The 24,608-nt window shown below is 38.6% G+C and carries 25 protein-coding genes, 1 tRNA gene and 1 riboswitch; of the genes, 4 read left to right on the plus strand and 22 right to left on the minus strand.

Features of this window, described 5'->3' with window-relative positions; genetic code table 11:
• Window positions 1-380: 380 nt before the first annotated feature.
• The 17 genes from D8803_RS06165 to D8803_RS06240 all read right to left on the minus strand — a co-directional run bounded on the left by D8803_RS06165 (window position 381) and on the right by D8803_RS06240 (window position 17,408).
• Window positions 381-692 (minus strand): hypothetical protein, encoded by a 312-nt coding sequence (locus D8803_RS06165; protein ID WP_131200582.1) that lies wholly within the window; start codon window positions 690-692, stop codon window positions 381-383.
• Between the two features lie 144 nt (window positions 693-836).
• Window positions 837-2,630 (minus strand): P-loop NTPase fold protein, encoded by a 1,794-nt coding sequence (locus tag D8803_RS06170; RefSeq protein WP_084925884.1) that lies wholly within the window; start codon window positions 2,628-2,630, stop codon window positions 837-839.
• A gap of 132 nt (window positions 2,631-2,762) precedes the next feature.
• Window positions 2,763-2,939: a hypothetical protein gene (locus D8803_RS09710; RefSeq protein WP_000451081.1), complete on the minus strand. Its 177-nt coding sequence runs from the start codon at window positions 2,937-2,939 to the stop codon at window positions 2,763-2,765.
• Window positions 2,940-2,960: 21 nt separating this feature from the next.
• Complete coding sequence (locus tag D8803_RS06175) at window positions 2,961-3,836, minus strand: DUF4300 family protein (protein ID WP_084925886.1); 876 nt, start codon at window positions 3,834-3,836, stop codon at window positions 2,961-2,963.
• 156 nt (window positions 3,837-3,992) lie between these two features.
• Window positions 3,993-5,732 carry a glycoside hydrolase family 13 protein gene (locus tag D8803_RS06180; protein WP_131200583.1) on the minus strand — a complete coding sequence of 580 codons (1,740 nt, stop codon included), beginning with the start codon at window positions 5,730-5,732 and terminating at the stop codon, window positions 3,993-3,995.
• 163 nt (window positions 5,733-5,895) lie between these two features.
• On the minus strand, window positions 5,896-6,387 hold the full coding sequence (locus tag D8803_RS06185) for a phosphoribosylanthranilate isomerase (protein ID WP_131200584.1): 492 nt from the start codon (window positions 6,385-6,387) through the stop codon (window positions 5,896-5,898).
• A gap of 658 nt (window positions 6,388-7,045) precedes the next feature.
• The gene (locus D8803_RS06190; protein ID WP_131200585.1) at window positions 7,046-8,035 is read right to left on the minus strand and encodes an Abi-alpha family protein; all 990 of its coding nucleotides are present in this window, start codon (window positions 8,033-8,035) and stop codon (window positions 7,046-7,048) included.
• Window positions 8,036-8,467: 432 nt separating this feature from the next.
• Window positions 8,468-9,850: a 23S rRNA (uracil(1939)-C(5))-methyltransferase RlmD gene (gene rlmD, locus D8803_RS06195; RefSeq protein WP_131200586.1), complete on the minus strand. Its 1,383-nt coding sequence runs from the start codon at window positions 9,848-9,850 to the stop codon at window positions 8,468-8,470.
• 74 nt (window positions 9,851-9,924) lie between these two features.
• Window positions 9,925-10,899, minus strand: a complete 975-nt coding sequence (locus D8803_RS06200; RefSeq protein WP_001227383.1) for a DUF1002 domain-containing protein — start codon at window positions 10,897-10,899, stop codon at window positions 9,925-9,927.
• Window positions 10,900-10,985: 86 nt separating this feature from the next.
• Window positions 10,986-11,588: a lysozyme family protein gene (locus D8803_RS06205; RefSeq protein WP_125425526.1), complete on the minus strand. Its 603-nt coding sequence runs from the start codon at window positions 11,586-11,588 to the stop codon at window positions 10,986-10,988.
• Window positions 11,588-12,562: a nucleoid-associated protein gene (locus D8803_RS06210; protein WP_190316806.1), complete on the minus strand. Its 975-nt coding sequence runs from the start codon at window positions 12,560-12,562 to the stop codon at window positions 11,588-11,590. Before D8803_RS06210 ends, D8803_RS06205 begins: the two co-directional genes overlap by 1 nt.
• Window positions 12,563-12,569: 7 nt before the next feature.
• Window positions 12,570-13,826 (minus strand): serine hydroxymethyltransferase, encoded by a 1,257-nt coding sequence (gene glyA / locus D8803_RS06215; RefSeq protein ID WP_131200588.1) that lies wholly within the window; start codon window positions 13,824-13,826, stop codon window positions 12,570-12,572.
• Window positions 13,827-13,886: 60 nt separating this feature from the next.
• On the minus strand, window positions 13,887-14,318 hold the full coding sequence (locus tag D8803_RS06220; RefSeq protein ID WP_131200589.1) for a GNAT family N-acetyltransferase: 432 nt from the start codon (window positions 14,316-14,318) through the stop codon (window positions 13,887-13,889).
• A 1-nt stretch (window position 14,319) separates the two neighbouring features.
• On the minus strand, window positions 14,320-14,922 hold the full coding sequence (locus D8803_RS06225) for an L-threonylcarbamoyladenylate synthase (RefSeq protein WP_131200590.1): 603 nt from the start codon (window positions 14,920-14,922) through the stop codon (window positions 14,320-14,322).
• The gene (prmC, locus tag D8803_RS06230) at window positions 14,906-15,742 is read right to left on the minus strand and encodes a peptide chain release factor N(5)-glutamine methyltransferase (RefSeq protein ID WP_131200591.1); all 837 of its coding nucleotides are present in this window, start codon (window positions 15,740-15,742) and stop codon (window positions 14,906-14,908) included. The genes D8803_RS06225 and prmC overlap by 17 nt, the downstream gene beginning before the upstream one ends.
• A complete protein-coding gene (gene prfA, locus D8803_RS06235; RefSeq protein ID WP_049478744.1) occupies window positions 15,742-16,821 on the minus strand; it encodes a peptide chain release factor 1 in 1,080 nt (359 codons plus the stop codon). Before prfA ends, prmC begins: the two co-directional genes overlap by 1 nt.
• Window positions 16,818-17,408 carry a thymidine kinase gene (locus D8803_RS06240; RefSeq protein WP_131200592.1) on the minus strand — a complete coding sequence of 197 codons (591 nt, stop codon included), beginning with the start codon at window positions 17,406-17,408 and terminating at the stop codon, window positions 16,818-16,820. The genes prfA and D8803_RS06240 overlap by 4 nt, the downstream gene beginning before the upstream one ends.
• Window positions 17,409-17,529: 121 nt before the next feature.
• Here D8803_RS06240 and D8803_RS06245 point away from each other — a divergent pair, with 121 nt between their 5' ends.
• On the plus strand, window positions 17,530-17,712 hold the full coding sequence (locus D8803_RS06245; RefSeq protein WP_054363450.1) for a 4-oxalocrotonate tautomerase: 183 nt from the start codon (window positions 17,530-17,532) through the stop codon (window positions 17,710-17,712).
• Between the two features lie 134 nt (window positions 17,713-17,846).
• Complete coding sequence (gene mnmE / locus D8803_RS06250) at window positions 17,847-19,220, plus strand: tRNA uridine-5-carboxymethylaminomethyl(34) synthesis GTPase MnmE (protein WP_131200593.1); 1,374 nt, start codon at window positions 17,847-17,849, stop codon at window positions 19,218-19,220.
• Window positions 19,221-19,265: 45 nt separating this feature from the next.
• On the opposite strand, the gene dapA is transcribed toward mnmE, so the two are convergent.
• The 4 genes from dapA to D8803_RS06270 form a co-directional block, all read right to left on the minus strand.
• On the minus strand, window positions 19,266-20,201 hold the full coding sequence (gene dapA, locus D8803_RS06255) for a 4-hydroxy-tetrahydrodipicolinate synthase (RefSeq protein WP_131200594.1): 936 nt from the start codon (window positions 20,199-20,201) through the stop codon (window positions 19,266-19,268).
• A 50-nt stretch (window positions 20,202-20,251) separates the two neighbouring features.
• Window positions 20,252-21,328, minus strand: a complete 1,077-nt coding sequence (locus D8803_RS06260; protein ID WP_131200595.1) for an aspartate-semialdehyde dehydrogenase — start codon at window positions 21,326-21,328, stop codon at window positions 20,252-20,254.
• Window positions 21,329-21,686: 358 nt separating this feature from the next.
• Window positions 21,687-21,759 (minus strand) — tRNA-Thr (locus D8803_RS06265).
• 105 nt (window positions 21,760-21,864) lie between these two features.
• On the minus strand, window positions 21,865-22,374 hold the full coding sequence (locus D8803_RS06270; RefSeq protein ID WP_131200596.1) for a QueT transporter family protein: 510 nt from the start codon (window positions 22,372-22,374) through the stop codon (window positions 21,865-21,867).
• Window positions 22,372-22,468, minus strand: a riboswitch (PreQ1 riboswitch). Its footprint overlaps the gene before it by 3 nt.
• A gap of 28 nt (window positions 22,469-22,496) precedes the next feature.
• Between D8803_RS06270 and D8803_RS06275 the strand changes: the two genes are divergently transcribed.
• Window positions 22,497-22,928: a GtrA family protein gene (locus tag D8803_RS06275; protein ID WP_131200616.1), complete on the plus strand. Its 432-nt coding sequence runs from the start codon at window positions 22,497-22,499 to the stop codon at window positions 22,926-22,928.
• A gap of 84 nt (window positions 22,929-23,012) precedes the next feature.
• Window positions 23,013-23,393: a large conductance mechanosensitive channel protein MscL gene (gene mscL, locus D8803_RS06280; protein WP_000910209.1), complete on the plus strand. Its 381-nt coding sequence runs from the start codon at window positions 23,013-23,015 to the stop codon at window positions 23,391-23,393.
• A 40-nt stretch (window positions 23,394-23,433) separates the two neighbouring features.
• Here mscL and hemH read toward each other — a convergent pair whose 3' ends face one another.
• Complete coding sequence (hemH, locus tag D8803_RS06285) at window positions 23,434-24,528, minus strand: ferrochelatase (protein ID WP_131200597.1); 1,095 nt, start codon at window positions 24,526-24,528, stop codon at window positions 23,434-23,436.
• Between the last annotated feature and the right edge of the window lie 80 nt (window positions 24,529-24,608).

Below are 24,608 nucleotides of genomic sequence, written 5' to 3' on the forward strand. Positions count from 1 at the left end.
ATATTACGTACTTTATTGATCGTTTCACAAGATGACGTGTGCTTTCACCACACTAAAATTTATGAATTAGGACAAGCGTCCTAACATCAACTTATAAAAGTAGGCTTTTAACCCTATCAATAATGCGGCTTTTCAACCACGCTTCGGCATTCAACCCTGCCTGTCCGTAGGCATTTTTTACTCGGGTTTATATTTGCTAGAAAACATCATCTCATTTTCTAAGCCTTATAACTATATCATGTTTACAAGAACTTGTAAAGTGTTTTTTAAAGATTTTTTAAATCTTTGTTCGTAAATAGCCAAAATATCGTCAATAAGTTACATTTCATATAATTGAAAACGGTTATAAAAGGAACTAATTCTTGTAGTTCCTTTCAACATTATTTCATTCTATGCTTATTCATTTTTTCTTGAAAAATATCTGTAATGATTTGGCGCAATTCTTCTCGTTCCTTCTCAGGAATCTCACCACTTCTCTTGGCAACTGCGTAGAGCTCTGGATATTCAATAGAAATTCGCTTTATTGTCCGAGTTGTTGCGTGTTTTCGCACGAAAAAGGGAATGCGTTTGATCCATTCCTGAGGCACTAGGGCAAGGATTTTCGCAGCGGTTTCCTTATCGCTAATTTCAGATGTTGTCAGTCCCTGCTTTATCATGTCCTGTTCTTTTTCAGTAAAATCTTTTAATTCCATTATCCCTCTCCTATCTAGAAATCACTCTATATTAAATTATATACCAATATTAGAGAAACTACAAAGAATAAACTTTGTAAAATATGCGCAATGATGAGATTGCATTGCTTAGTCAACTAGTGAAATCAAAAAGCACTAAAAAAGTTAAAAATATTTTTTTGCATCCTCTAAGAGACTTGAAAAATCACTTAAAAAAGTTTTTTCAAATTCGTCATATTTTTGGAGATTCTGTCGTAACGTTTTAGCTTTAAAATGTTTATAGGTGTTTCTATTAATCTTTCCTACTAGTTTCTTATTAACATAGATTTGTATACCATCATTATTTATATTTCCATAAGTATCACCTGATATATAAATTGAGTTCGATTTATTATTTTGAGAGTAAATATTTAATCCTTGTCCTTTTCCTTGTGTTAATCGAACTATATTATATTCATTAGCTATCTTTATAAAATCTAATGAAATTGGCTTTTCGCGTTCTTCCTTCTTCTCTTTTCCAAAATACTCTGGTTTCGAAAGGTCGAAATGATTTGTATTAACCAGTGTATTAAATAATTTGCGAATAACGAATTGAACATCTTCATTCGGTGAATGATTTTGAGTTGAGGTTTTATTTATATCTATATCGAAGTTTCCGGTTGAAATTGTATTTGAAAAGCTCATTCTTTTCATCAAATTTTCGAACTCTTCAACTTCTAATTTATCAACATTATATTTAAGCAATAATTTTAAAGTATTAAAAAATTTTCTGAAAGATTCTAACTCTTTTTGATTTTTAAAACTAAAGATACCATAGCGAGACACAAGAGAATTATAATCAGCATCGTCAGATATTTCAAATGAATTTTCAAGTAAATCAATGAGAAAATATTTGGTTTCTTCAGAATCTTCTGGACTATTGTTATATGAAGTCAATAAATAGTCATAAGCTTCATCAAATCGTAATTGAAAACATACTGTAGCTATGATTAGTAATTTGTCATCATTTTCTAACTCATTATTTGAATTTATAATATGCATTAAAAGGCTAACAGAATTGAATAATCTGTTAACACTGCGAGGATTATTTCCGATTGAGTCTCTAATTAATTGAGTTACATTCTGTGTAACGTCATCATTAAAATAAAAATTAATTTTTTTCAAAGAGACTTTAACAAAGTTCTCCATATGATAATTTGCAACAGGTACAGTAAAAGGCACTTGAATTATTTTCTCAAAAAAAGCTTTTCCTTTTTCGTTGTCCAAATCATCACCATACTTACTTTTTGTTCCTCTTAAAACAACATTATAATCAATAGCTAAAACAAAGACACAATTTCTGCAATCTAAGAAAAGTTTTAAAATTTCTAGGAATTCAATCGCTTTTTTTGGAACCAATCTGTCAAGGTCATCAATGAAAATTACTATCTTTTCATAATTATTTTCTTTAACAAAGTCATCAATGATACTTTGTAGATTTTGTTTCAGATTTTTTAAATTATTAGCTTTTTCCTCATTGCTTATTAATTTTAGAAGTTGATTATTAATTTTTTCAATGTTTAAGAGACCAAAATCTAGTTTTAGATATTCCATACTTTTTGTAATAACTGCCAAAGATTTTTTAAAGTTCTCTCTTTTATCTACATCAGTTACTTCTAATTCATCAATTAAATCTGTAATTAACGTGACTGCTAAATCCTTATCCATATCAAATTGTGAATATTGCCAAGTATTAAAAAATATTGTTTTAATTTTTCTTTTTGAATTACTTGACGATTTTTCTTTAAGTTTTTCTTCAACTTGATACATGATGCTGGTTTTTCCGGTTCCCCAATCGCCTTGAATAGCTAGTGTTAAAGGAGTTTCGCATCCAGTAATAAAATTTGATAACCCAAGAATGTATTTGTCAATCATAAATTCGTCTTTTACAGTTGGAATATCAGAAAATGAATTGTACATATAATTTCCTTTCAAAATGTTTCATCTAGAGTATACTAAATTAAGAATGACACTCAATTTATATTATGTTAGTAGCATTTAATATTACGGTTTTAAAAAGCAATTGTTGTTGTAGATATGTCACAAAAGATGCTATTCCTCATCTTCTGTCACTTCCCAGACTTCTGACTGATAACCCTCACCATCTATGTCATAGCGCTGCATATAGCCTAAAAATCTTTCTTTTTTATTTGCCTTACGAGGCTTGAGAATGTTTACAGCCCAGAATCCGATAAGAATGACAACTAAAAGTGCTACTACTGTCTCCATACTACTTCTCCCTTGCCTAGCTTAATATCCTTCAATCCACTTTTCATTGTCCATAATGAAAGGCTTAGCTAGTCCATCACCTGTGTAATCCGCATATTTAGTGGATAGATACTTGTAACAATCTTCCTTGCTCGCAAACTTAATAGCTTGATAAGGCTCTTCAAAAGTCAGTTTCTCTACAAATAAGAAACCATCATCAGCTGGCACTAAAACACCTACGTGTCCAACAAAAAGAAACTCTCCATCCAAATTATCATGCAACACAACAGACAACATTCGAGCTTTATCATTGAACTGAAACTGGGAGAAGAATTTCTCCATCTTCTGCGCGTGAACTTTTACATTCGTCGTTGCTTCCGTCTCCACCCTAGAAAATAGAATATCAAACTCTTCCTTATCTTTCGCATCAAATAGCTTTCCCTTATCGATAGCATCGTTATCAACAAAAAGAAGCTGATCATTCTTTTCAAGTTTTGGAATTGTGACCGAATTTTTCAAGAGCGCATAGCTATTAATACGGCAGTTGGTCCCGACAAAGTCACCCTTTTTTTGATTCCAGAGATTGCTGATTTTCTCTACGTCGTATTCTGTTTTTGTAAAGGAGGCAAAATCACCACTTAAGCCAGTAGAACCGACAGTCGCATTATAGTCTGTGACAAGATTGAAAAATGCATCAACACTATTTGGGTCCAAGTGAGCTGATAAGAGAGATTTGACCTCTTCGGTACTGACCTGATTATTCAGATTTGTATATGAAGCCGTCCAAGGAACTTTATCCGAACTGGTCTGTGTCTGGTTTGCAGCTTCAGTGCTCGTATTATTTTGCTGACAAGCAGCCAATCCAAGAAATAAGGGCAAACACAATCCCAAGGCTACTACTTTTCTCGTTCGTTTCATGAAACGCTCCTTCTAGAGTACAAGTCTCTTTTTCATTTTAAACAGTATTCATTAATCATGCAGCTAGTAATCGTTGACTTAGCTATATTATACTACATAAGTCAAAAAAAGACTGCACGAATCACCTATTCATAACAGTCTTTTTGAGTACGATTTTTATCGGATTATAAAACCTTTAGGCAATATTACCAGTTGCTGGTCTAGTTTTTCGCAATGACTTGCTAACGCTACAGCATCAATATCTACAAGATAGTTTTCAGCTGATTGGTTAAAAATAGCTTGGATTTTTTGTCCATCATAATTCCATTCGAGAGCAAGCACGTCCGACTTGATTTCTTTCAGGCTATATGTTCCATGTTGGATAATGTCTGAAACACTCTTGCGAAGCTGAATCAATTTCTTCATGAAATTAAGCATCTCGTTGCTTTCGGAAACACGTTCCCAAGGCATGACACGACGACAATCTGGGTCTGGCCCTCCGTCTAATTCTAGCTCGGTTCCATAGTAGAAACACGGTGTCCCCCTTTGTAAAAAGAGGCAGGCTAGGGCAGACTTAACCAGTTGGACATCTCCCTTGGCTGTAGCCAAAATACGCTCCGTATCATGCGAATCCAAGAGATTGAACATCACTTCCGAAATTTGCTGTCTATAGTACATAGACTGGCTATTGATCTCATCGATAAATTGATGGGACTTCTTGACCCCACGCAAGAAATAATCCTTGATACTGTCAGAGAGAGGATAGTTCATGACCGCGTGGAATTCATCGCCATTTAGCCAAGGCTGAGAGGTGTGCCAGACCTCTCCAAGAATATAAAGGTCGGGCTTTTTAGCCAAGACAGCCTTACGGAAATCTCTCCAAAATTGGTGGTCGACTTCATTCGCAACATCCAGGCGCCAAGCATCGATATCAAACTCTTCAATCCAGTAGGTGGCAACGCTCAACAAATAGTCTCTTACTTGAGGATTTGCCGTATTGAGCTTAGGCATATAGCTCTCAAAGGCAAAGGTGTGATAGGATAGTTCTCTTTTATTAACAAGATTTTCTTTAACGACTGGAAAGTCTTGAATATGGAACCAGTCTTTATAAATAGAATCTTCACCATGTTTGAGGACATCCTGCCACTGTGGAGACTGGTCTCCTATATGGTTGAAAACAGCGTCCAGCATGATTTTCATGCCTCTCTGATGGGCTTGATCCACCAGTTGACGGAAGGTTTCCTTGTCTCCAAAATGACGGTCAATTTCAAAATAATCCGTCGTATTGTACTTGTGATTGCTTGGGGATTCAAAAATCGGACAGAGATAAAGGCCTGTAATCCCCAAATCTTGCAAGTAATCCAGATAGTCAATAATACCTTGTAAATCACCACCAAAGAAATCGCTCGTCTTTGGTTTGATAGAGGAATCCCAAGCTAGCGCACCTTCAGGTGAAATCTCAGGGTTCCCATTAGCAAAGCGTTCTGGGAAAATCTGATACCAAACTGTATTTGCCACCCAGTCAGGAACATGGCAAGCATCAATCTCATGGATATACGGGATTTTAAAACCATTTCCTTCATAATGAAGATTTTCTAGCGTGTTTTTAACACATCCCTTATCGCCATAAAAAATACTCTGACCTTGCTTATCTTTGAGTTCAAAAAGATACTGGAGTCGTGCATAGCCAACTGTGACCTCCACTTGCCAATAATCAAACAAAGCATCGGAGGTCACTTTGACCATTTCCTTACATGCTTCATAATGGTCCTCTAAAAAGATAAATGTATCTCCATAATGCAAATTGATATTTTCAATATCCCCCTTTTTCGTCCGGATACGAATGTGCATTGTCTTATCTTTATAAAGATAAGCATACTCCGACTCTGGTCTATGGTAAATGGCTGTTAATTCCACTGTTTTGTCTCCTGATTTACTTATAACGCAAACGTTTTCATAACTGTGATTCTAGTATACTACTTTAAAATTTTATTTGCAAGGCTTGTCTGTAGTTTTGATGGTTTGTTTTGCAAAATAAAAAGCAGTAAATCTCACAACTTACTACTTTTTAAATGATGATTTACAAATGGCTTTCCAGCCAATCAATCTTCTTAAAATCTTTATTGCTATTTTGATTGTTTCGATAGGAATCTTGAGAAGAAGCTTTGTAAATACTTAGATACTGTGCCAGACTTGGAACACGAAAAGTGATGTTCTCAAGATGAATAAGCTCTATATCCGATTCCGAAACTCCTGCAAAATCAGGTAAGGAATCGATACTTCCATATTCCACACTCACGTCCTCCTTTTGGAATTCATGCTCATGAGTATCTATTAAAGTGTAGCCTAAGTGGTTCATCACTTTCATTATCTTGTCCCAATCATAAATTCTGAGATGATCAGGCGCATCCCAGCCTCTAGGGTCTCCAGAGACATGAATGTCAATGTCAGACGGCTCCCAATTTTCTTTCGTTCTAAACTCTAATCCCAAAGAACCCATCAGTGTCGGTGTAATTCCGACTTGGTTTAAATATGAACAAATTATTCGAAATTCATCAAATAGAGAATTCATTCCTCCTCCAATCGTTGATATGGATCAATATTTAATATAAATCTTACTGCCCATCAAACTTTCCTATACTTCTTTTCCGGAAGTTCAGCAGATACGTGTTTCTTATCATAATATTCAATAAGCAAAAGTTTTTTGTTTCGTAATAGCATGTTTATCTTATATAGATGGTCTGTCTCATCTCTGTTGAAAAATACATTTACCACCGCCTGTTGTATTTTATGTTCTTTTTGAAGTTAAATTGTTATATCATATCTGTTGTCTTCTAATATCATGCATACTAATGGACTTTTGTTCCCTTTAAGAAGCTTCGTCAAAGACATAAAGAAAATTTCTTTGACAACTTTACATCTTGTCTGTTTCTCCCTTGATTAGCTTTAGTATTTCCTTATACGTTTCACCTGTTCTTACCCGAAATATAAGTTGATATTTTGTTCTTCCAATATCCATAATTAACTGTTTTTGTTTTTAGATAAGATAAATTGCAATAAACCTTATTAGGTATACTATTTTCGGTGTTGGCTTTGATTTTATGTGACTATTAGTCCATCTCGCTCCGTAAGGTGCGAGACAAATAAACCACCCGCTTATACCATTAGGTGACCTGCACCCCAAAAGTTAGATTTTTTCTGTCTAACTTTTGGGGGTCAGTACATAGGAACTAAGCGTCTTTTTCGACCATTGTGTGTTCAATCTGAATTGATTTTTCATCCGTTGTCGAATAAATTATATTGCAAAACGCTTTTCCATAATTGGTCAACTCATAATACTGTAGATTAGGTTCGATAGCAAATTGATAAGCCTCTTCAGTCAAATTATAGTATTCATTGAGTAATTTTCTCGCAATCTTTTTTGGTGACTTGATATATTTTTTAGCTAACCTATTGATCTCTTGTTGATTAAAACTCAGATTTGTATTATCTAATGAATGTGCTGCTAATACTGTTGATTTAACTAAATTTGTCTTTTGAAGTATGCTCAAACTAGTAGATAAGTCTAAAAAACTTAGTTCGTTAACAACAGATGTATCATCCTTGAAAAATACTACGGGTTCAACTGGAATATGTATTTTTTTACTTTTCTCGAGTAGATTTTTATCTGGATTTTCCTTAAATGAAATATTATAGACTCTAATAGAATCACAATAAACTAAGAAATTCTCTCTAAATAGCTTATCAATAATTTTTATTTCAATAGGAGAAAGTTCTTCTAAAGTCTTTGCGAATGACTTGTGAACTAAATTAGCTTTTGAGTTATCTATAGTAGCTGCAAGTAATTTAGCGTAATTTTTTCTTAATATTTCGTCATCTATAAAATATTGAGATGAATTTATTATAGTTCCAATTAAAACTTTATCTGGAAACACTAAATCTTTTGGTGCTATTTTCTGTGCCTCAAAAATAATTTCGTCAATGTACTTTCTCACTGAATCAGCATCAAAATTAGGTTTCACCTCAAAATCTTCAAGATTTGGATCATAAGAATCGATATATTTTGCAACCTCCTTTTTTCTTTTTAAATAATTCAACTCAAATTTATAAGTAAATGTAGAGTAAATCCACTGTTTTAATGGAGATAATACACCTTCCAATTCTTGNGCTAAAACTTGACTCACAACATCACCCATTGGATTAATCTCATTATTTGACATAACTACCTCCTAAAATATTGTTTTTATCATTATAACAAAATAGACGGATGAAAACAATCACGCTTTTTATATCGTCAGTTTTATAATATAATGTTCCGCACACCTGTAAAACATATATCTATTTGTTCACCTATAAAGATTCTTAAAACAATCCTACTATTGCTCAACACCACCAAAATAAGATTCCCATTAAAATTTTAGGAACTACTAACTAACGAGTATCTTGATTTATTCTTAGATGTTTTAATATCAATCTACTAGTGTCTCCTCTGATAGATTAATAGCATACAAATTTTAATATTTTTGATATCCTAACTATTCTTATCAATTAAAATATTCTTCTCCTTGTTATTAAATCCTTCTATGAGTACATTCTCTTTGTTAAGGAATAATTATATTAATTTTCTGCCCTTTTTAAATCAATTATCCCCTTCACTTAATGTAATTTTTTAACAACAAATCAGCTCGTACAAGCAGTGATACCGCCTCAACATGATGCGTCTGCGGAAATAGATCCACCGGCTGGACTTTCTTCAATTCATATCCCAACTCTTGGTAGAGTTTGATATCACGCGACATGGTTGCGACATTACATGAGATATAGGCGATGCGGTCTGCTCCTGTTTGAGCGCTTGCTTTGATAAAGCTTTCGGTCAAGCCCTTGCGTGGAGGATCAACCAAGATAACGGTTGGTTGAATACCTTCTTTGAGCCAGTTCTTCATGGCATTCTCTGCTGTGTCACAGACATAGTGGGCATTTGTGATATTATTTAATGCAGCATTTTTCTGGCTGTTCTCAACCGCTTCTGGAATCACTTCAACACCGTAGACTTCTTTGACATGCTTCGCAACGGATAAACCAATCGTTCCAATCCCTGAATAGGCATCGATCACTACATCATCTTCTCTTAACTCTGAAAAGTCAATAGCTGTTTGATAGAGTTTCTCAGCCATTTGAGTATTGACCTGGTAAAAGGCAGGTCCAGCGATTTGGAAGTCATTTCCCAACATCTGGTCGGTAATGTAATCTTGACCATAAAGAGTCTTCCACTCTTTGCCGAAAATCGCATTGGTATTCTGGTCGTTGATATTTTGCATGACCGACACAATCTCTGGGAACTGCTTGATGACTTGTTCAATCAATTGTTCTACTCGGAAAACTTTGGGACGTGTAGTCACTAAGATAACCATGATTTGTCCTGTATAATGCCCACGTCTCACCACAAGATTCCGAATCAAGCCAGACTGCTCCTTTTCGTCATAAGGTTTTAAATCAAAACGACGAAGCAAATCTCGTATAGCTACTACGACTTGGTCAATGACAGGATCTTGGATAAAGAAATCTTCAAGGGGCATGAGGTCGTGCGAATTTTTACGGAAAAAGCCAGTTTCCAAGATACCATTCACTCGACGAACGGGCACCTGCGCCTTATTTCGATACTTGACAGGATTTTCCATACCTAGAGTTTCAGTAACCTCTAAATCTATAATGCCAGCAATCTTGTAGAGACTGTTTTTGACTTGCTTGGTTTTAAACTTGAGCTGCTCTGGATATGCAAGATGCCCCAAATCAGCGATACCTGAACGTAGATAAGCTAGGTCAAGGTCTTGGTTACGATGCGGAGAATATGTAAGGTATTCTTCAACTTTCCCGTAGCCAATCTTTTTATTGACCTTAAGGACACGCATGAGGATTTTCTCAGTTGGTAGAGCATTCTCTACAAAGAAAACCAAACCTTCTATCCTGGCGACTCCAGCCCCTTCATGGGTCAAATCAACAATTTCAACTTTAACAATATCATTTTTCTTTAACATATTTTTCACTTTCTATCGGCCGACAAAAAAAGACGGCAACATTTCTGTTACCATCTATTATATCATGAAATGACCTAAGCACCAAAACTCTTGAAGAAGTTGACAATGGCTTGCCAAAGAGAACTCAAGAAGTTGCCCCCATCTTCTAGCGCTTTATTGGCATCAAAGTTGAGGTTGATATTTTTAAAGCTATCTCCAGCTTGAGAGACAATGCTTTCCTTGAGGTCGTTTAGGGTTTTAGTGAAATCAGCATTATTCAAGATGTCACTCTTTGAGAGATTAAGTGCAAAATTGATGATGATATTGACCTGGTTTCCTGTTATAACCTGATCGAGTTTGTAATTTTTTAGTGTGTCTTCTACAATTTTGCGGACATCCTCTTCTGTCAGATTTCCTTTGGCTTCTTTTGCCTTAGCGATTCCTGCCTTGATATCTGCCAAAGCGACATTGAGTTTATTGGCATCGTAGCCTGACTTGTCCTTGTTTTCAGCATTGATATCAGACAAGGCTTTTAGCTCTTCTTGGGCCAAGTCTTTATTGGCTTGTGGTACTTTAGCACCATTGGCCTCTAATGAGTAGTAAATCCCTGCCAACGCACTCTCACCCGTAACTGGAATGGGAGCTGCAACTGTGATTTTGGCATGCTCCACTCCCAGCGTCACTGCTGCGTTACGGTACATATCCTGCGTCACCTTTGTGATATTTTCAGGCGTTTCAATCTTGACTTCTAGAGGCGACTTATCCCCCAGCTTTTGAATCTTAGCTGACGAATAGAGCTGTAGGCTAGCATCATTAGCCACATTCATAATTTTCGAATAGATATCCGGTGTCATAGTTTTGATATCTTTGGTGTCTTTCGATGCGTCATAGCCAAGTTTGCTAAGAGTTTGATTTTTTTGGTCTTCAGTTAGTGAAGAACCAAGGACATATTCAGGTTGTACATAGGTTTCATCAATTACTTTTTGAACATCGGTTGCTGCGTAGACGCTCGTCATAGCTGTTGCGGCCCACAAAACTGCAGCGCTTGTTAGAAAGAATTTCTTTCTCATGGGATATTCCCTCCTTTATCTTTCTAGCTTAATAAAACAATCTTAAAGAAAGCTTATAGTGAAAAACACCTGGTAAAACCAGATGTTTAAAAGAAATTAAAGAATTTCATGATATAGAGATTAAATCGAACCTGTCTCGAGTAGTAATAATTTCCACCATTTTCATAGAGTTCAGCTCCGTGGAAGATAGAAATAGGGTTGATATAGGTGTAGGTCTTCCCTGTAGTATTACCTAGGATTGGAGCGACCGTTTCTCGGGAGTAACGCTTGGCTAGTGCCAAGGTATTTTCCTTGCCATTTTGAGCGATAAAATCGATATAAGCAGGACCAAAATTATAGGCTTGCACAGCTGTCCAGACATCAACGCCCTTTTCCTGAGCTAGGTAGAGATTATCAGTCAATGCCTGAATCCCCTGACGAATGCTCGTCACATTGTCATTGATAGTATTTGTAGTACCGCTAGCAGACTCACTAGATTGCATGACATCGCCTTCTTTTCCTTTCGTTTCGGTATAAATCATGGCGAGCACAAGCTCTTCATTGGCTGGAGTATCTCTTTCACTAAGGACTTCTCGAACCATGGGTTGGTAGGTCATGACTTGCTTGACGTCTTGGTGAACTCGGTAAACTTTATAGACAGCGAAAAGGAAGACTGCTAGTACTAGCACTCTTCGTAGTAATTTAAACATTATTTACTTTGAATATCCTCGATATTTTTGATTAAGATAGAATAGGTTCCATTGTCATTTTGGATAAACTCGACCGATTCTGCGTCTTGGTAAACATTATTTGGAACGATAAGTTCGATTCCGTTTGACAAGGAAAGTTTTTGGTTTTCAAATTTCTTGAGCTGACGACTGGCATCAATTTCATCGAACTGGACTGGTTCTGGTACAGCTTCCTTGACCTGATCGATAAAGCTCAAACGAGCTGTCAGATTGTTATCAAAAAGGTCGTTAGCCAATTTCTCTGGAGACAGTTCATTGCTTTCTTCGAGATTGTTGAAAATAGCTGATTTAACCTTGGATTGAAATTGAAAATCATCTGTGTTAAAAGTTTCAGCAATTCTCTGGGCCGTTTTTTCCAGTTCCTTGATGGATTTTTTTGGTGAAATCTTAGGAGCAACACTTAAGAGATTATCTGAAAAATAATTCAAGAAAGTCCCATTATACTTGATTCGTTTTTCGATGAGATGGTACTTGCGACTTTGAAGATTGACCACCAAGGCCTCGTCAGCTCCCGTTCCAAATCCAGGCAGGTTATTCTGAGTCAGCTTGATTGGATTATCAACTTCCCCACCGAGGTGGGTTAGGGTCTCACGCAGGGCGATTCGCAAGAAAGCGAAATGTTCTACACCTTCTTTCGAAAATTGCACAAAAATCAAGTCATTAGTCTTAAGATTTTCAGAAATACTGAATTCCTCTTTCCAGAGATTAGCCAGTGTTACCGATGTCTCCAACAAATCGTCTGTGATGTGATTGAAGAAGGGATTTTCTTCCTCGAAAATCCCCGTCTTGGCTTCATCTGAATACACACGTTCGATTTTTTTGCGCAGGTATTCTTCGATTTTTGGAGTGATATTGAGAAACTTATCCGCTAGGAACAACTCAGTATCATCTGGGCTGAACTGATGGATAATGGCTTTCTTAATATAAATGTCCATAAAAGTTTTAGTCCTCGTATAATGGGAAGGCATCTGTCAATTCTTTGACTGCGCTTCTCACTTCTTCTAAGACATCCTCATTTTCTGCATTCTTAAGGGTTTTGATGATGAGTTCAGCTACTTTTCGACTTTCGTCTTCACCAAATCCACGTGCAGTGATGGCTGCAGATCCGATACGAATACCGCTTGTCTTGAATGGTGACAAGGTTTCGTATGGGATTGAGTTTTTATTTAGGGTAATATTGACTTCATCCAGCAAGTTTTGAGCAACTTTTCCGTTCTCTACAACCTTAGTGACATCAACAAGGAAGAGGTGATTTTCAGTCCCCCCAGAAATGATACGGAAATCAGGGTCTTGCAAGAAGACTTCTACCATAGCCTTGCTGTTTTTGATAACATTGGCAGCATATTCTTTGAAGGCTGGATCCAAAACTTCTTTGAAGGAAACGGCCTTAGCAGCAACAACATGCTCCAAAGGACCACCCTGAATACCAGGGAAAATAGCTGAATTGATTTTCTTAGCTAGGTCCTCGTCATTAGTCAAAATCAGACCACCACGTGGTCCACGAAGGGTTTTGTGGGTCGTTGTTGTTGTGATATGAGCGTATGGCACTGGGCTTGGATGTAGACCAGCTGCAACCAAACCAGCAATGTGAGCCATATCGACCATGAGCTTAGCCCCAACAGCGTCTGCGATTTCACGGAATTTTGAAAAGTCGATAATTTGAGAATAGGCTGAAGCACCAGCTACGATCAATTTTGGTTTTACTTCTTGGGCTTGTTTCAAGATCGCATCAAAGTCCAAGAGTTCTGTTTCAGGATCTACACTATAAGAAACAAAGTTGTAGGTTTGACCAGAGAAGCTAACTGAAGCTCCGTGGGTCAAGTGTCCACCTGCTGCCAAATCCATCCCCATAACCGTATCACCAGGCTCAATCAAGGACATGTAAGCCGCACAGTTGGCTTGGCTTCCTGAGTGAGGTTGGACATTGGCAAATTTAGCACCGAAAATTTCTTTCGCGCGTTCAATAGCAAGAGTCTCTACCACATCTACTACATCTGTTCCACCATAGTAACGACGTCCTGGGTAGCCCTCGGCATATTTGTTGGTCAAGATAGACCCTTGAGCCGCCATAACAGCCTTGGAAACCACGTTTTCCGAAGCAATCAACTCAATGTTGTTTTGTTGGCGTTCTTCTTCTTTGGCAATAGCATTCCAGAGATCAGCATCGTATGCTTTAAAATCATCTTTGTCAAAAATCATAGGTCTTCTCCTTTATAGTGTGACTGGTCCTTTAGTTTGGTTCTCCAATAAGAAAATAAACTAAAAGATGCGAATAAACCGTTTTTGCACTTTATCACAAGTATAACCAACTTTTTCATAAAATGCATGAGCACCCAGACGATGATCGGCAGAGTTTAAGCGGATAAACCCATAACCTCGTCTTTTTGCTTCTTGATCCAACCCTTGCAGTAAGCATTTACCGATACCTTGCCCTTGTGCTTGAGGTAAAACTGCTAAGGCTAAGATATTAAATCCTGCTTTGGAATAAAGAGATTCATAAACCTCAGCATGGACATATCCAAGTAAGACATGACTGGTTACATCCTCATAGCCAAGTAGGAAATGATGGGAATCTTGAGATAGTCTAGCTAATTGACTAGCCGTGTCCTCTGGACTAAAAGAATAACCCAGAACCTCTTGGTTGATATCACAAATAGCTTTTACATCTGTTTCTTGCAAATCTCTTAGCATCTCATTCCTCCTCAAAAGAAATCTCTGGCAACTGAGCAAGAATATCTTCTCGCTTAATGGCCCCTTGGCGTAAGATTTTCACCTTGGCTCCAGACAAATCCAAAATAGTTGAATCCTGTCCAGTTAGAAAAGCATCATCTTCCAGACCCAGAACCTCTTGGTCAAAATCTTTCAGAATTTCCTGAAAGGTTACTCCACTTGCCTGACCAGAAATATTGGCAGACGGCCCAATCAAGGGACCTGTCTCTCGAATCAAATCTAGTGTGATGGGGTGACTCGGCATCCGAAATCCAACAGTTGCAAGACCAGAATTGACCCAATAGGGAACTCTGCCATTTGCTTCAAGGATAAGAGTCAAGGGGCCTGGTAAAAAGGTCTCCACAAGCTTTTTTAGATAAGTTGGCTGATTTTTTGAAAAGTACAAAATATCCTCTAAAGAGGCAACATTGAGGTTAAGAGCCTTGTCTCTGGGACGACGTTTGAGTTGGTAAACATGATCAACTGCTTTTTCGTCTAGAGCTTTGGCAAAGAGACCATAAACTGTCTCGGTAGGTAGAACGACAGCTCCTCCCTTTTCCAACTCTTGCCTAATCCTGTTCATCATCAGCTACAACCATCCTATCTTGACCAAACTGGTCCTTGAGTGTTCGTACTCGTTTTTCAGGAAGATGTTCCCTAAAAAGATCGGAAACACTTTGACCTTGCTTGTATCCAATTTCAAGGTAAATCTTACCACCATCTTTGAGATACTCCTTTGCATCTTCCGCAATTCTGCGGTAAATAGCTAGGCCATCCTCATCCGCAAAGAGAGCTAGATGAGGTTCCGAATGCAAAACATTCAAACCGATTTCTGACTCATCTTCACGAGAGATATAGGGTGGATTGGATACAATTATATCATATTTTTCAGAAATTTCTGTAAAACAATCGGATTTTTTTAAAAATATCTGGATATTCTGAACTTTAGCGTTTTCAGTTGCCAAATTTAGTGCATCCTGTGAAATATCAACTGCTGTCACTGACCAATCTGGACGATTCTTTGCTAAAGAAAGGGCAATGGCACCACTTCCCGTACCGATATCGAGTACTGAAAGATTCGTCTCAGGATTTTCTGCCAAGATAAGTTCCACTAACTCCTCTGTCTCTGGACGAGGAATCAAAACCCGCTCATCAACTGTTAACTGCATACCAAAGAAGTCTGCATGACCGATGATGTACTGGGCAGGTTTATGAGCTGCTAACTGCAGGTAAATTTCTTCTACTAATTGCTTTTCTTCCTCGTCTACCTCTTGCTGGAGGGCAAAGACAAAGTCTGTAAAGGATTGATTTTTCAGGCTACGATAGACAAAAGAGAGGCTTTCAGCTTCCTCTCCTTGTCTTATCAACTCTTCTTCAAAATCTGAGAATAATTGAGCTATTTTCATTATTTGTTTAATTCTTCTAATTTCTGTGTTTGGTCATAAAGAACCAAGGCATCCACAACTTCATCCAATTTACCAGACAAAATGGTATCTAGTTTTTGAAGAGTCAAGCCAATACGGTGGTCTGTGACACGGTTTTGTGGGAAGTTATAAGTACGAATTCGCTCTGAACGGTCACCGGTACCGATTGTTGACTTACGCTCAGCGTCTTGTTCGTCTTGTGCAATCTGAGCAAAGTGATCAGCAACACGCGCACGGATGATTTTCATGGCCTTCTCACGGTTCTTCTGCTGAGTACGTTCTTCCTGCATTTCAACCTTGATATTGGTCGGCAAGTGAACGATACGAACGGCTGTTGCAACCTTATTGACGTTCTGTCCACCAGCACCAGATGCGTGGTAGATATCAACACGAAGGTCTTTTGGATCAATATCGTATTCCACTTCTTCTACTTCAGGCATGATAAGAACTGTCGCTGTTGAGGTGTGTACACGGCCTTGGCTCTCTGTCACAGGGACGCGTTGCACACGGTGGGCACCTGATTCGTACTTAAGCTTAGAATATACAGATTGACCCGAAACCATGGCAACCACTTCTTTGAAACCACCGACGCCATTCATAGAAGCCTCCATGACTTCAAAGCGCCAGCCTTGGGCTTCCGCATACTTTTGGTACATAGTTAGAAGGTCTCCAGCGAAAAGTGCCGCTTCGTCACCACCAGCCGCTCCACGGATTTCAAGGATGATGTTCTTGTCATCGTTTGGATCCTTTGGAAGGAGCAAAATTTTCAGTTTTTCTTCGTATTCTTCTTTTTCAGCCTTGGCATCTTTGAGTTCTTGCTTGGCCATTTCTTCCAAGTCCGCATCTCCACCAGACTCTTTAATCATCTCTTCGGCGTCGACGATGTTTTGAAGGACTTGTTTGTACTCACGGTAGGCTGTTACTGTATCACGAGTAGAAGCCTCTTCTTTCGAAAGCTCCATGAAACGCTTGGTGTCTGAAACGACATCAGGGTCACTGAGCAATTCTCCTAATTCTTCATAACGGTCTTCTACAGCTTGTAGTTGATCATAGATGTTCATTTTTCTTCATTCTCCTTATTGTTTTCAGGGGCAAAATAATGTTTTCGGCAAACTGAGATATAGGTTTCATTGCCACCTATTTGAATTTGTTCTCCATCATAGACTGGCACACCATCCTGCGTACGCAATACCATAGTCGCCTTTTTCTTACAATACTGACAGATGGTTTTGATTTCGTCAATCTTATCTGCTAAAAGCAAGAGGTGTTTGGAACCTTCGAACAGTTCATTGCGAAAGTCATTCTTCAAACCAAATGCCATGACGGGTATGTCTAACTCGTCCACAACACGAGCTAGGTCGTAAACATGGTGACGCTTGAGAAACTGTGCCTCATCGACCAACACACAGTATGGTTTCTCAGGTAAGTCTTGGATAAAGCCAAAGATATCCGTCGTTTCCTCAATCGCAATGGCTGGGCGTTTCATGCCGATTCGACTCGACACATAGCCAACACCGTCACGCGTATCCAGAGCCGAAGTCATAATCACAACTCCCTTTCCTTGCTCCTCGTAGTTATAGGCCACCTTGAGAATCTCAATGGTCTTACCAGAGTTCATGGTCCCATAACGATAATACAACTGTGCCATGCTATTATTTCACGTCCATTTCTAAATTTTTGCTACATTCTAGTATATCATAATTTTCTGAAGCTTTAAACGGCAAAATGTGGTAAAATAGAAGAAATCAAAACTAGTGGAGGAAGCTATTATGCCATTTGTACGCATCGATTTATTTGAAGGACGCACGCTCGAGCAAAAGAAAGTTCTTGCTAAGGAAGTAACGGAAGCTGTTGTCCGTAACACTGGGGCACCTCAATCAGCCGTTCATGTCATCATCAACGACATGCCTGAAGGAACTTACTTTCCTCAAGGGGAAATGCGCACCAAATAAACTAGCTTAAGCAGAATTGCTTAGGCTTTTTAAGTCTTAGAGTAGCATCCATTGAAGAAATGGTCTAATTTTGTTACAATTTGAAGAGATGCTTGGATACCATATCCTATAAAAGAAATACAAAAGGAATTAGTATGATTACACGTGAATTTGATACCATCGCTGCTATCTCTACACCACTAGGTGAAGGGGCCATTGGTATTGTCCGTTTGAGTGGAACTGACAGTTTTGCTATTGCGCAAAAGATTTTCAAAGGAAAAGACTTGAGCAAGGTTGCTAGCCATACCCTCAACTACGGTCACATTGTTGACCCTCAAACTGGTAAAGTCATGGACGAGGTTATGGTTGGGGCTATGAAGTCTCCAAAGACCTTCACTCGTGAGGATATTATCGAGATTAACACCCACGGTGGAATTGCGGTGACTAACGAAATTCTCCAGTTAGCTATCCGTGAAGGTGCTCGGTTGGCAGAACCTGGTGAATTTACCAAGCGCGCCTTTCTAAACGGTCGTGTGGATTTGACACAGGCTGAGGCGGTGATGGACATCATCCGCGCTAAGACTGACAAGGCTATGAATATTGCCGTCAAACAATTGGACGGTTCTCTTTCTGATCTTATCAATAATACTCGCCAAGAAATCCTCAATACACTTGCCCAAGTAGAGGTCAATATCGACTATCCTGAGTATGATGATGTTGAGGAAGCTACTACTGCTGTTGTCCGCGAGAAGACTATGGAGTTTGAACAATTGCTAACCAATCTCCTTAGAACAGCTCGTCGCGGTAAGATCCTTCGCGAAGGAATTTCAACTGCTATCATCGGACGTCCCAACGTTGGAAAATCCAGCCTCCTCAACAACCTCTTGCGTGAGGACAAGGCCATCGTTACAGATATTGCTGGTACTACCCGAGATGTTATCGAAGAATACGTCAACATTAACGGGGTTCCTCTCAAATTGATTGATACAGCCGGTATACGGGAAACAGATGATATCGTGGAACAAATCGGTGTCGAACGTTCTAGAAAAGCCCTCAAGGAAGCTGACTTGGTACTACTAGTATTAAATGCCAGTGAACCACTGACCGCTCAAGATCGCCAACTCTTAGAAATCAGCCAAGATACTAATCGCATTATTCTGCTTAACAAAACTGATCTGCCTGAAGCGATTGAAACTTCGGAACTACCTGAAGATGTCATCCGTATTTCAGTTCTTAAAAACCAAAACATCGATAAGATTGAAGAGCGCATCAATAACCTCTTCTTTGAAAACGCTGGTTTGGTTGAGCAAGATGCTACTTACTTGTCAAACGCCCGTCATATTTCCTTGATTGAAAAAGCTGTTGAAAGCCTACAAGCTGTTAATGAAGGTCTTGACCTGGGTATGCCAGTTGATTTGTTGCAAGTTGACTTGACCCGTACTTGGGAAATTCTCGGAGAAATCACTGGGGATGCTGCTCCTGATGAACTCATCACCCAACTCTTTAGCCAATTCTGTTTAGGAAAATAGAAAAATCCGTGATCGTTCTTGCGGTCATGGATTTTATTGTCTTTATTAGTAATCTGGTCTTAAGACACCAGTCACAGTTGCTTTAGTTGCCTCATAGTCGCCATCAATAACGACCTTGATAATACGTTTGGCATCTTCTTCTGGTGCTGGAACTAGAGGTAGACGAGTTGGTCCAGCTTCAAATCCCATGTAGTTCAAAACAGCTTTAACAGGTGCAGGGCTTGGATAAGAGAAGAGGGCGTTGACCTTAGGAATGAACTGACGCTGAATAGCTGCAGCTTTCTTCATATCACTTTCTGCGATAGCAGTGAACATCTCATGCATCTCATCTCCATTTGTATGAGATGCAACAGAGATCACACCATCTGCACCCAAGTTCATAGCATGGAAGGCATCTCCGTCCTCACCTGTATAAATCAAGAATTCCTCTGGCTTATGCTCGATCAAGTAAGCCATATTTGCCAAGCTGGTACACTCTTTAACACCGATGATATTAGGATGGTCAGCCAAGCGAAGCATGGTTTCTGGAGTTAACTCCACCACGACACGACCAGGAATGTTATAGATGATAATAGGCAAATCTGAGGCATCTGCAATGGCTTTAAAGTGCTGGTACATACCTTCTTGTGATGGTTTGTTATAGTATGGTACGATAGCAAGACCAGCAGCGAAACCACCAAAGTCTGCGACTTCTTTGACAAACTCGATCGAGTCACGCGTATCATTGGTACCTACACCCGCAATCAAAGGAACGCGTCCCTTGACAACCTTTTGCACAGCCGCAAAGAGTTCCAACTCCTCATCGTGGGTTAAAGTTGGACTCTCAGCAGTCGTTCCAGCTAGAAGAATGCCGTCTGTGTGATGGGCCAATAAATGCTCAATCAAGGCTGGAATGGCATCAAAGTTGATGGAACCATCCTCATGGAAAGGGGTAATAAAGGCTGTGATGATTTTACACTCTTTTAAATCTTGATAAGACATGAAAACACCTCTCTATTTCAAAGAAGGAGTTCATCCGAACTCCTAAACCATTATTTCAATTCAAATTTCAATTCGGCAGTAGGACGAACCAAGCCACGTTCATGAAGAGTTTCAGCAATCTGAACTGAGTTCCAAGCAGCACCTTTAAGAAGGTTATCTGAAACAACCCACATGTGGATTCCTTTTTCTGCATCCAAGTCCTTACGGATACGACCAACAAAGGTATCTCGTGAACCAACAGCATTGATGGCTTGTGGGTAAACTTGGTTCGCCACATCATCCTCCAGAACTGCACCTGGGAAGGAGGCAATAGCTGCTTTCACTTCCTCAATAGGTGCCACTTCTTTTGTTTCGATGTAAACCGACTCAGAGTGAGCTGACAAGACTGGAATACGCACACATGTTGCAGATACTGCAATGCTGTCATCTTCCATGATTTTCTTAGTTTCCTTAGTCATCTTCATCTCTTCGTAAGTGTAATCATTGTCCGTGAAGACATCGATTTGCGGAAGAGCGTTAAAGGCGATAGGATAGTGTTTCTTGTCACCACCTGAAGGCAAGATTTCCGCATGCAAATCACGTGGATTCACACCATCATTCAACACTTCACGAAGTTCACGTTGTGTTTCAAGAATCGCACCCATACCTGCACCTGAAACCGCTTGGTATGTTGAAACGATAATACGGTCCAAGCCCCATTTTTGACGGACAGGCTCAAGAGCCACCATCATTTGGATTGTTGAACAGTTAGGACAGGCAATAATACCGTTGTGGGCATCAAGTGCGTGAGCATTGACTTCTGGAACAACCAAAGGAACATCTGGGTTTTGACGGAAATAAGATGTGTTATCCACTACTACCGCACCAGCTTGAACTGCGTATGGTGCATACTTAGCTGATGTCGAACCACCTGCTGAAAAGAGAGCAATGTCAACTCCTTCAAAAGCAGTTTCAGTCGTTTCTTCAATCGTAATATCTTGGTCTTTAAATTTCAAAGTCTTACCTGCTGAACGTGCAGAAGCAAGGTAACGAATTTTATCGATTGGAAGTGTTGATTCTTCCAACATTTTTATCATCTGAGCTCCGACAGCACCTGTCGCGCCGACTACAGCAACTGTATATCCCATAAATAACCTCTTTCGGAATTTTCTAAAAATTTCTATAATAGATGTATTATACTACTTTTTCCAGAAATTGAAAAGCATTTTTGGGTTATATTTTCTGAAAATTAAAAATCCCTAGCCATTCGACTAGGGACTAAGAGGCATCTTCATGTGATGAGCAGGTTCACACAACTCATCAAGGTCCGCTCCTGCGTTATGACCTCCTTATGCTCAATAGTAGTCCGAAGACTACCTATCGACTCATCGCATCTACTATTCTACTAGATAGAGTCACTTTTGTCAATAGACAAAACTCTTTAGCTTCATTTTCACAGAAGTATAAGAAAAACCTTGGTCTCCCAAGGTTATTTCGTTTCTATCATGCTAATTGCCGGGATTGAACCGGCGACCTCATCCTTACCATGGATGCGCTCTGCCAACTGAGCTAAATCAGCTTACCTAAAAAGTATACTATAGTTCTATGCTCTTGTCAAGCGCTCTCTTTTAATTTTATGGAATGAAAAAAGCTAGATTTAGCAAGAATCTAGCTTATAAACTTCTTATTTTGTTAGATCGATTCGCTGTCCCAGTTTATTGATCAAAATCGCACCTACGATAAGTGATGCAAACTCTCCAATTCCAGTAGAGAACCATGTAAAGAAGAATGGAGCCTCTGCAACGATATGAAGTTCAGCTGCAATGGTAATCATTGAAATTGAGAAGAGGAGTGAAAAGAAGAAATGATCTTTTCGAATCAAACCATTGAACAAATAGTCGTTTTTGTATTTGCTAAAGAGCCATACACCTAGACTTAGGAAAACTAGGGTAGAGCCCCCACCGACAAAGACATCTAGTAGACCAAAGCTAAAGAAATTAGCAATCATACAACCAATCGTCACACCGATGATATATTTGGGATTGTAAAAAGCCAAGAAATTCATCATCTCAGAAATACGAAACTGGTAGGCACCGTAGCTAATGGCATTAAGGGGTGGGGTGATGGTCAAAACCACATAGATAGCAGCAACGATAGCAATATCTGCCATATCACGAACAGTTAATTTTTTCATGTTTTCTCCTTTGGCGGTTTCCCGCGTAAAATATGCTTGGTGAAAGAAGCTAAGCACCAAGGGTTGATTGAATCAACCTTACCAGTATAGCACAATATATGACTTTATGCTATACTAAAATCATGAAAAATCAAATAAAAGCTTTCTTTGATAACGAGCTTCTCTCCTACCTATTTTTTGGTGGTGCTACTACTCTGGTCTCAATTTTATCACGTTTGGTTATTTACCGTATTAGCCACCAAGAAATCCTAGCAACCATACTCGCAAACATTATCGGTATTCTTTTTGCCTTCATCACCAATGACACTGTTGTCTTTAAACAAGAGAGAAAGAATTGGCCAATTCGCCTAGTTAAATTTTTCTTAGCACGTCTTTCTACACTTGGTCTTGACGTTCTTTTAACTTATATCTTTGTTACATCTTATCCCGATATTATCGGGCAATTTGTCAACGATCAACTAGATCAGGTCAATGCCATCGAAACGCTAATTGCGCAGGTTTTGATTATCATTCTTAACTATATTTTTAGTAAAGTATACGTTTTTTATAAATGAAATGGATGTCATTAAGCATTAAGGTTGCAATATTTAGGTATTTCAGGTACAATTAAGATTAGTTTTTGAAAGGAATTTATGAAAATGTTAAAGGATCTTAAAGAATTTTTGCTTCGTGGTAATGTCGTTGACCTCGCTGTCGGTGTGATCATCGCCTCTGCTTTTGGTGCTATCGTAACTTCACTCGTTAACGATATCATCACCCCACTTATCTTGAACCCAGCTTTGAAAGCGGCGAACGTTGAACGCATCGCTGAACTTTCATGGAATGGTGTTGGTTACGGTAGCTTCTTGAGTGCTGTTATCAACTTCTTAGTGATTGGTACTGTTCTTTTCTTCGTTATCAAAGCTGTTGAAAAAGCTCAAAACCTTACTAAGAAAGAAGAGCCAGCTGAAGATACACCTGCTGCTCCAACTGAACTTGAAGTCCTTCAAGAAATCAAAGCACTTCTTGAGAAGAAATAAGACAATAAAAGGATCTAGCTTCATGCTAAATCCTTTTTCTTTACTCTTTCGGCAATTTACCAGCCTTTTCGAGCATTTTCTTAATCAAGTAAGGCATCTTCACATTTTCACGACCTTTTTTCTCAATCAGTTTCTTCACAAATTCTGGCATCTGGAGGTCGTCTGTCTCCTCCATAATATCCTTAGTGGTGGCTGACGGAGCTAGCTCGTCAAAGGTTTCTTCTTCTGGGAGAAATTCCTTAAATTCTTTTTGTTCATTGGCTCTTACAGTATCAACTAAAGCGTCAATTAATCGAGAATCTGTGTTTGGCATAGGTGGTCGATGATAGGTTATACCTAATTCTCGACATAATTCATAACATTCTACATCGTTATCAAAAAGAACTTCAATATGCTCACTGATAAAGCTAATTGGTACAAAAATATAATGCTCTGGATGTTGTTTCTGTTCTCGCAAATATTCTAAGACATCTGGCTTAATCCAAGGGATTCCAATATCACTCTCGCTCTGCCAAGTATTGGTATACTGATCTGCTGTTAGACTGAGTTGCTCTGCTATCAACTTGCTATTATCAAAAATCTGGTCGATATAAGGATCTCCAAAGTCCAAGGCAAAAATTGGAACACTATGGGCTGAGAAAATTACCTTAAAAGACTCTTCTCCCACATCGTTCCGTAAAATTTTGCTAATCTCATCTGTCCAGAAGTCCAACAAAGACTGTTGCTGATACCAATCCTTAATGACTAAAAATTGTATTTGCTGGCTCTCCAGAAACTTTTCATACCCCATAACCGAGTAGAAGGAATAATGTGGTTCTAAAATCAAACAAATACACTCTTCAACACCATCAGCCTCCATCTGCTTGATCACATCAGGAATAAAGGGCCGAGAAAATTTGTTGGCAAAGTAGATGCCATACTCTTCTCCTAAACGTTCCTTGACTAAATTGACCTCCTCACGTGTAATCCTCTGCAGGGGCGTACCACCTATACGAACATAATTGTCATAGAGAGTCTGAATCTCGTGATCTTTGGGTCTAACTCCACGACGAATATTGGTAAAAAAATCCGCCACACTCTCAAAGGTAATCTCTTCTGGCGAACCGAATGTCATCATTAAAATTGCTTTTTTCATCGATATGTCCTTGTGATATTTTTTTCAATTACCATTTTACCATGAAATATATAATAAATAAACGCTTTCATTCATTTTAT

This window comes from Streptococcus oralis (genome assembly GCF_003943385.1).
Classification (GTDB): Bacteria; Bacillota; Bacilli; order Lactobacillales; family Streptococcaceae; genus Streptococcus; species Streptococcus oralis_CA.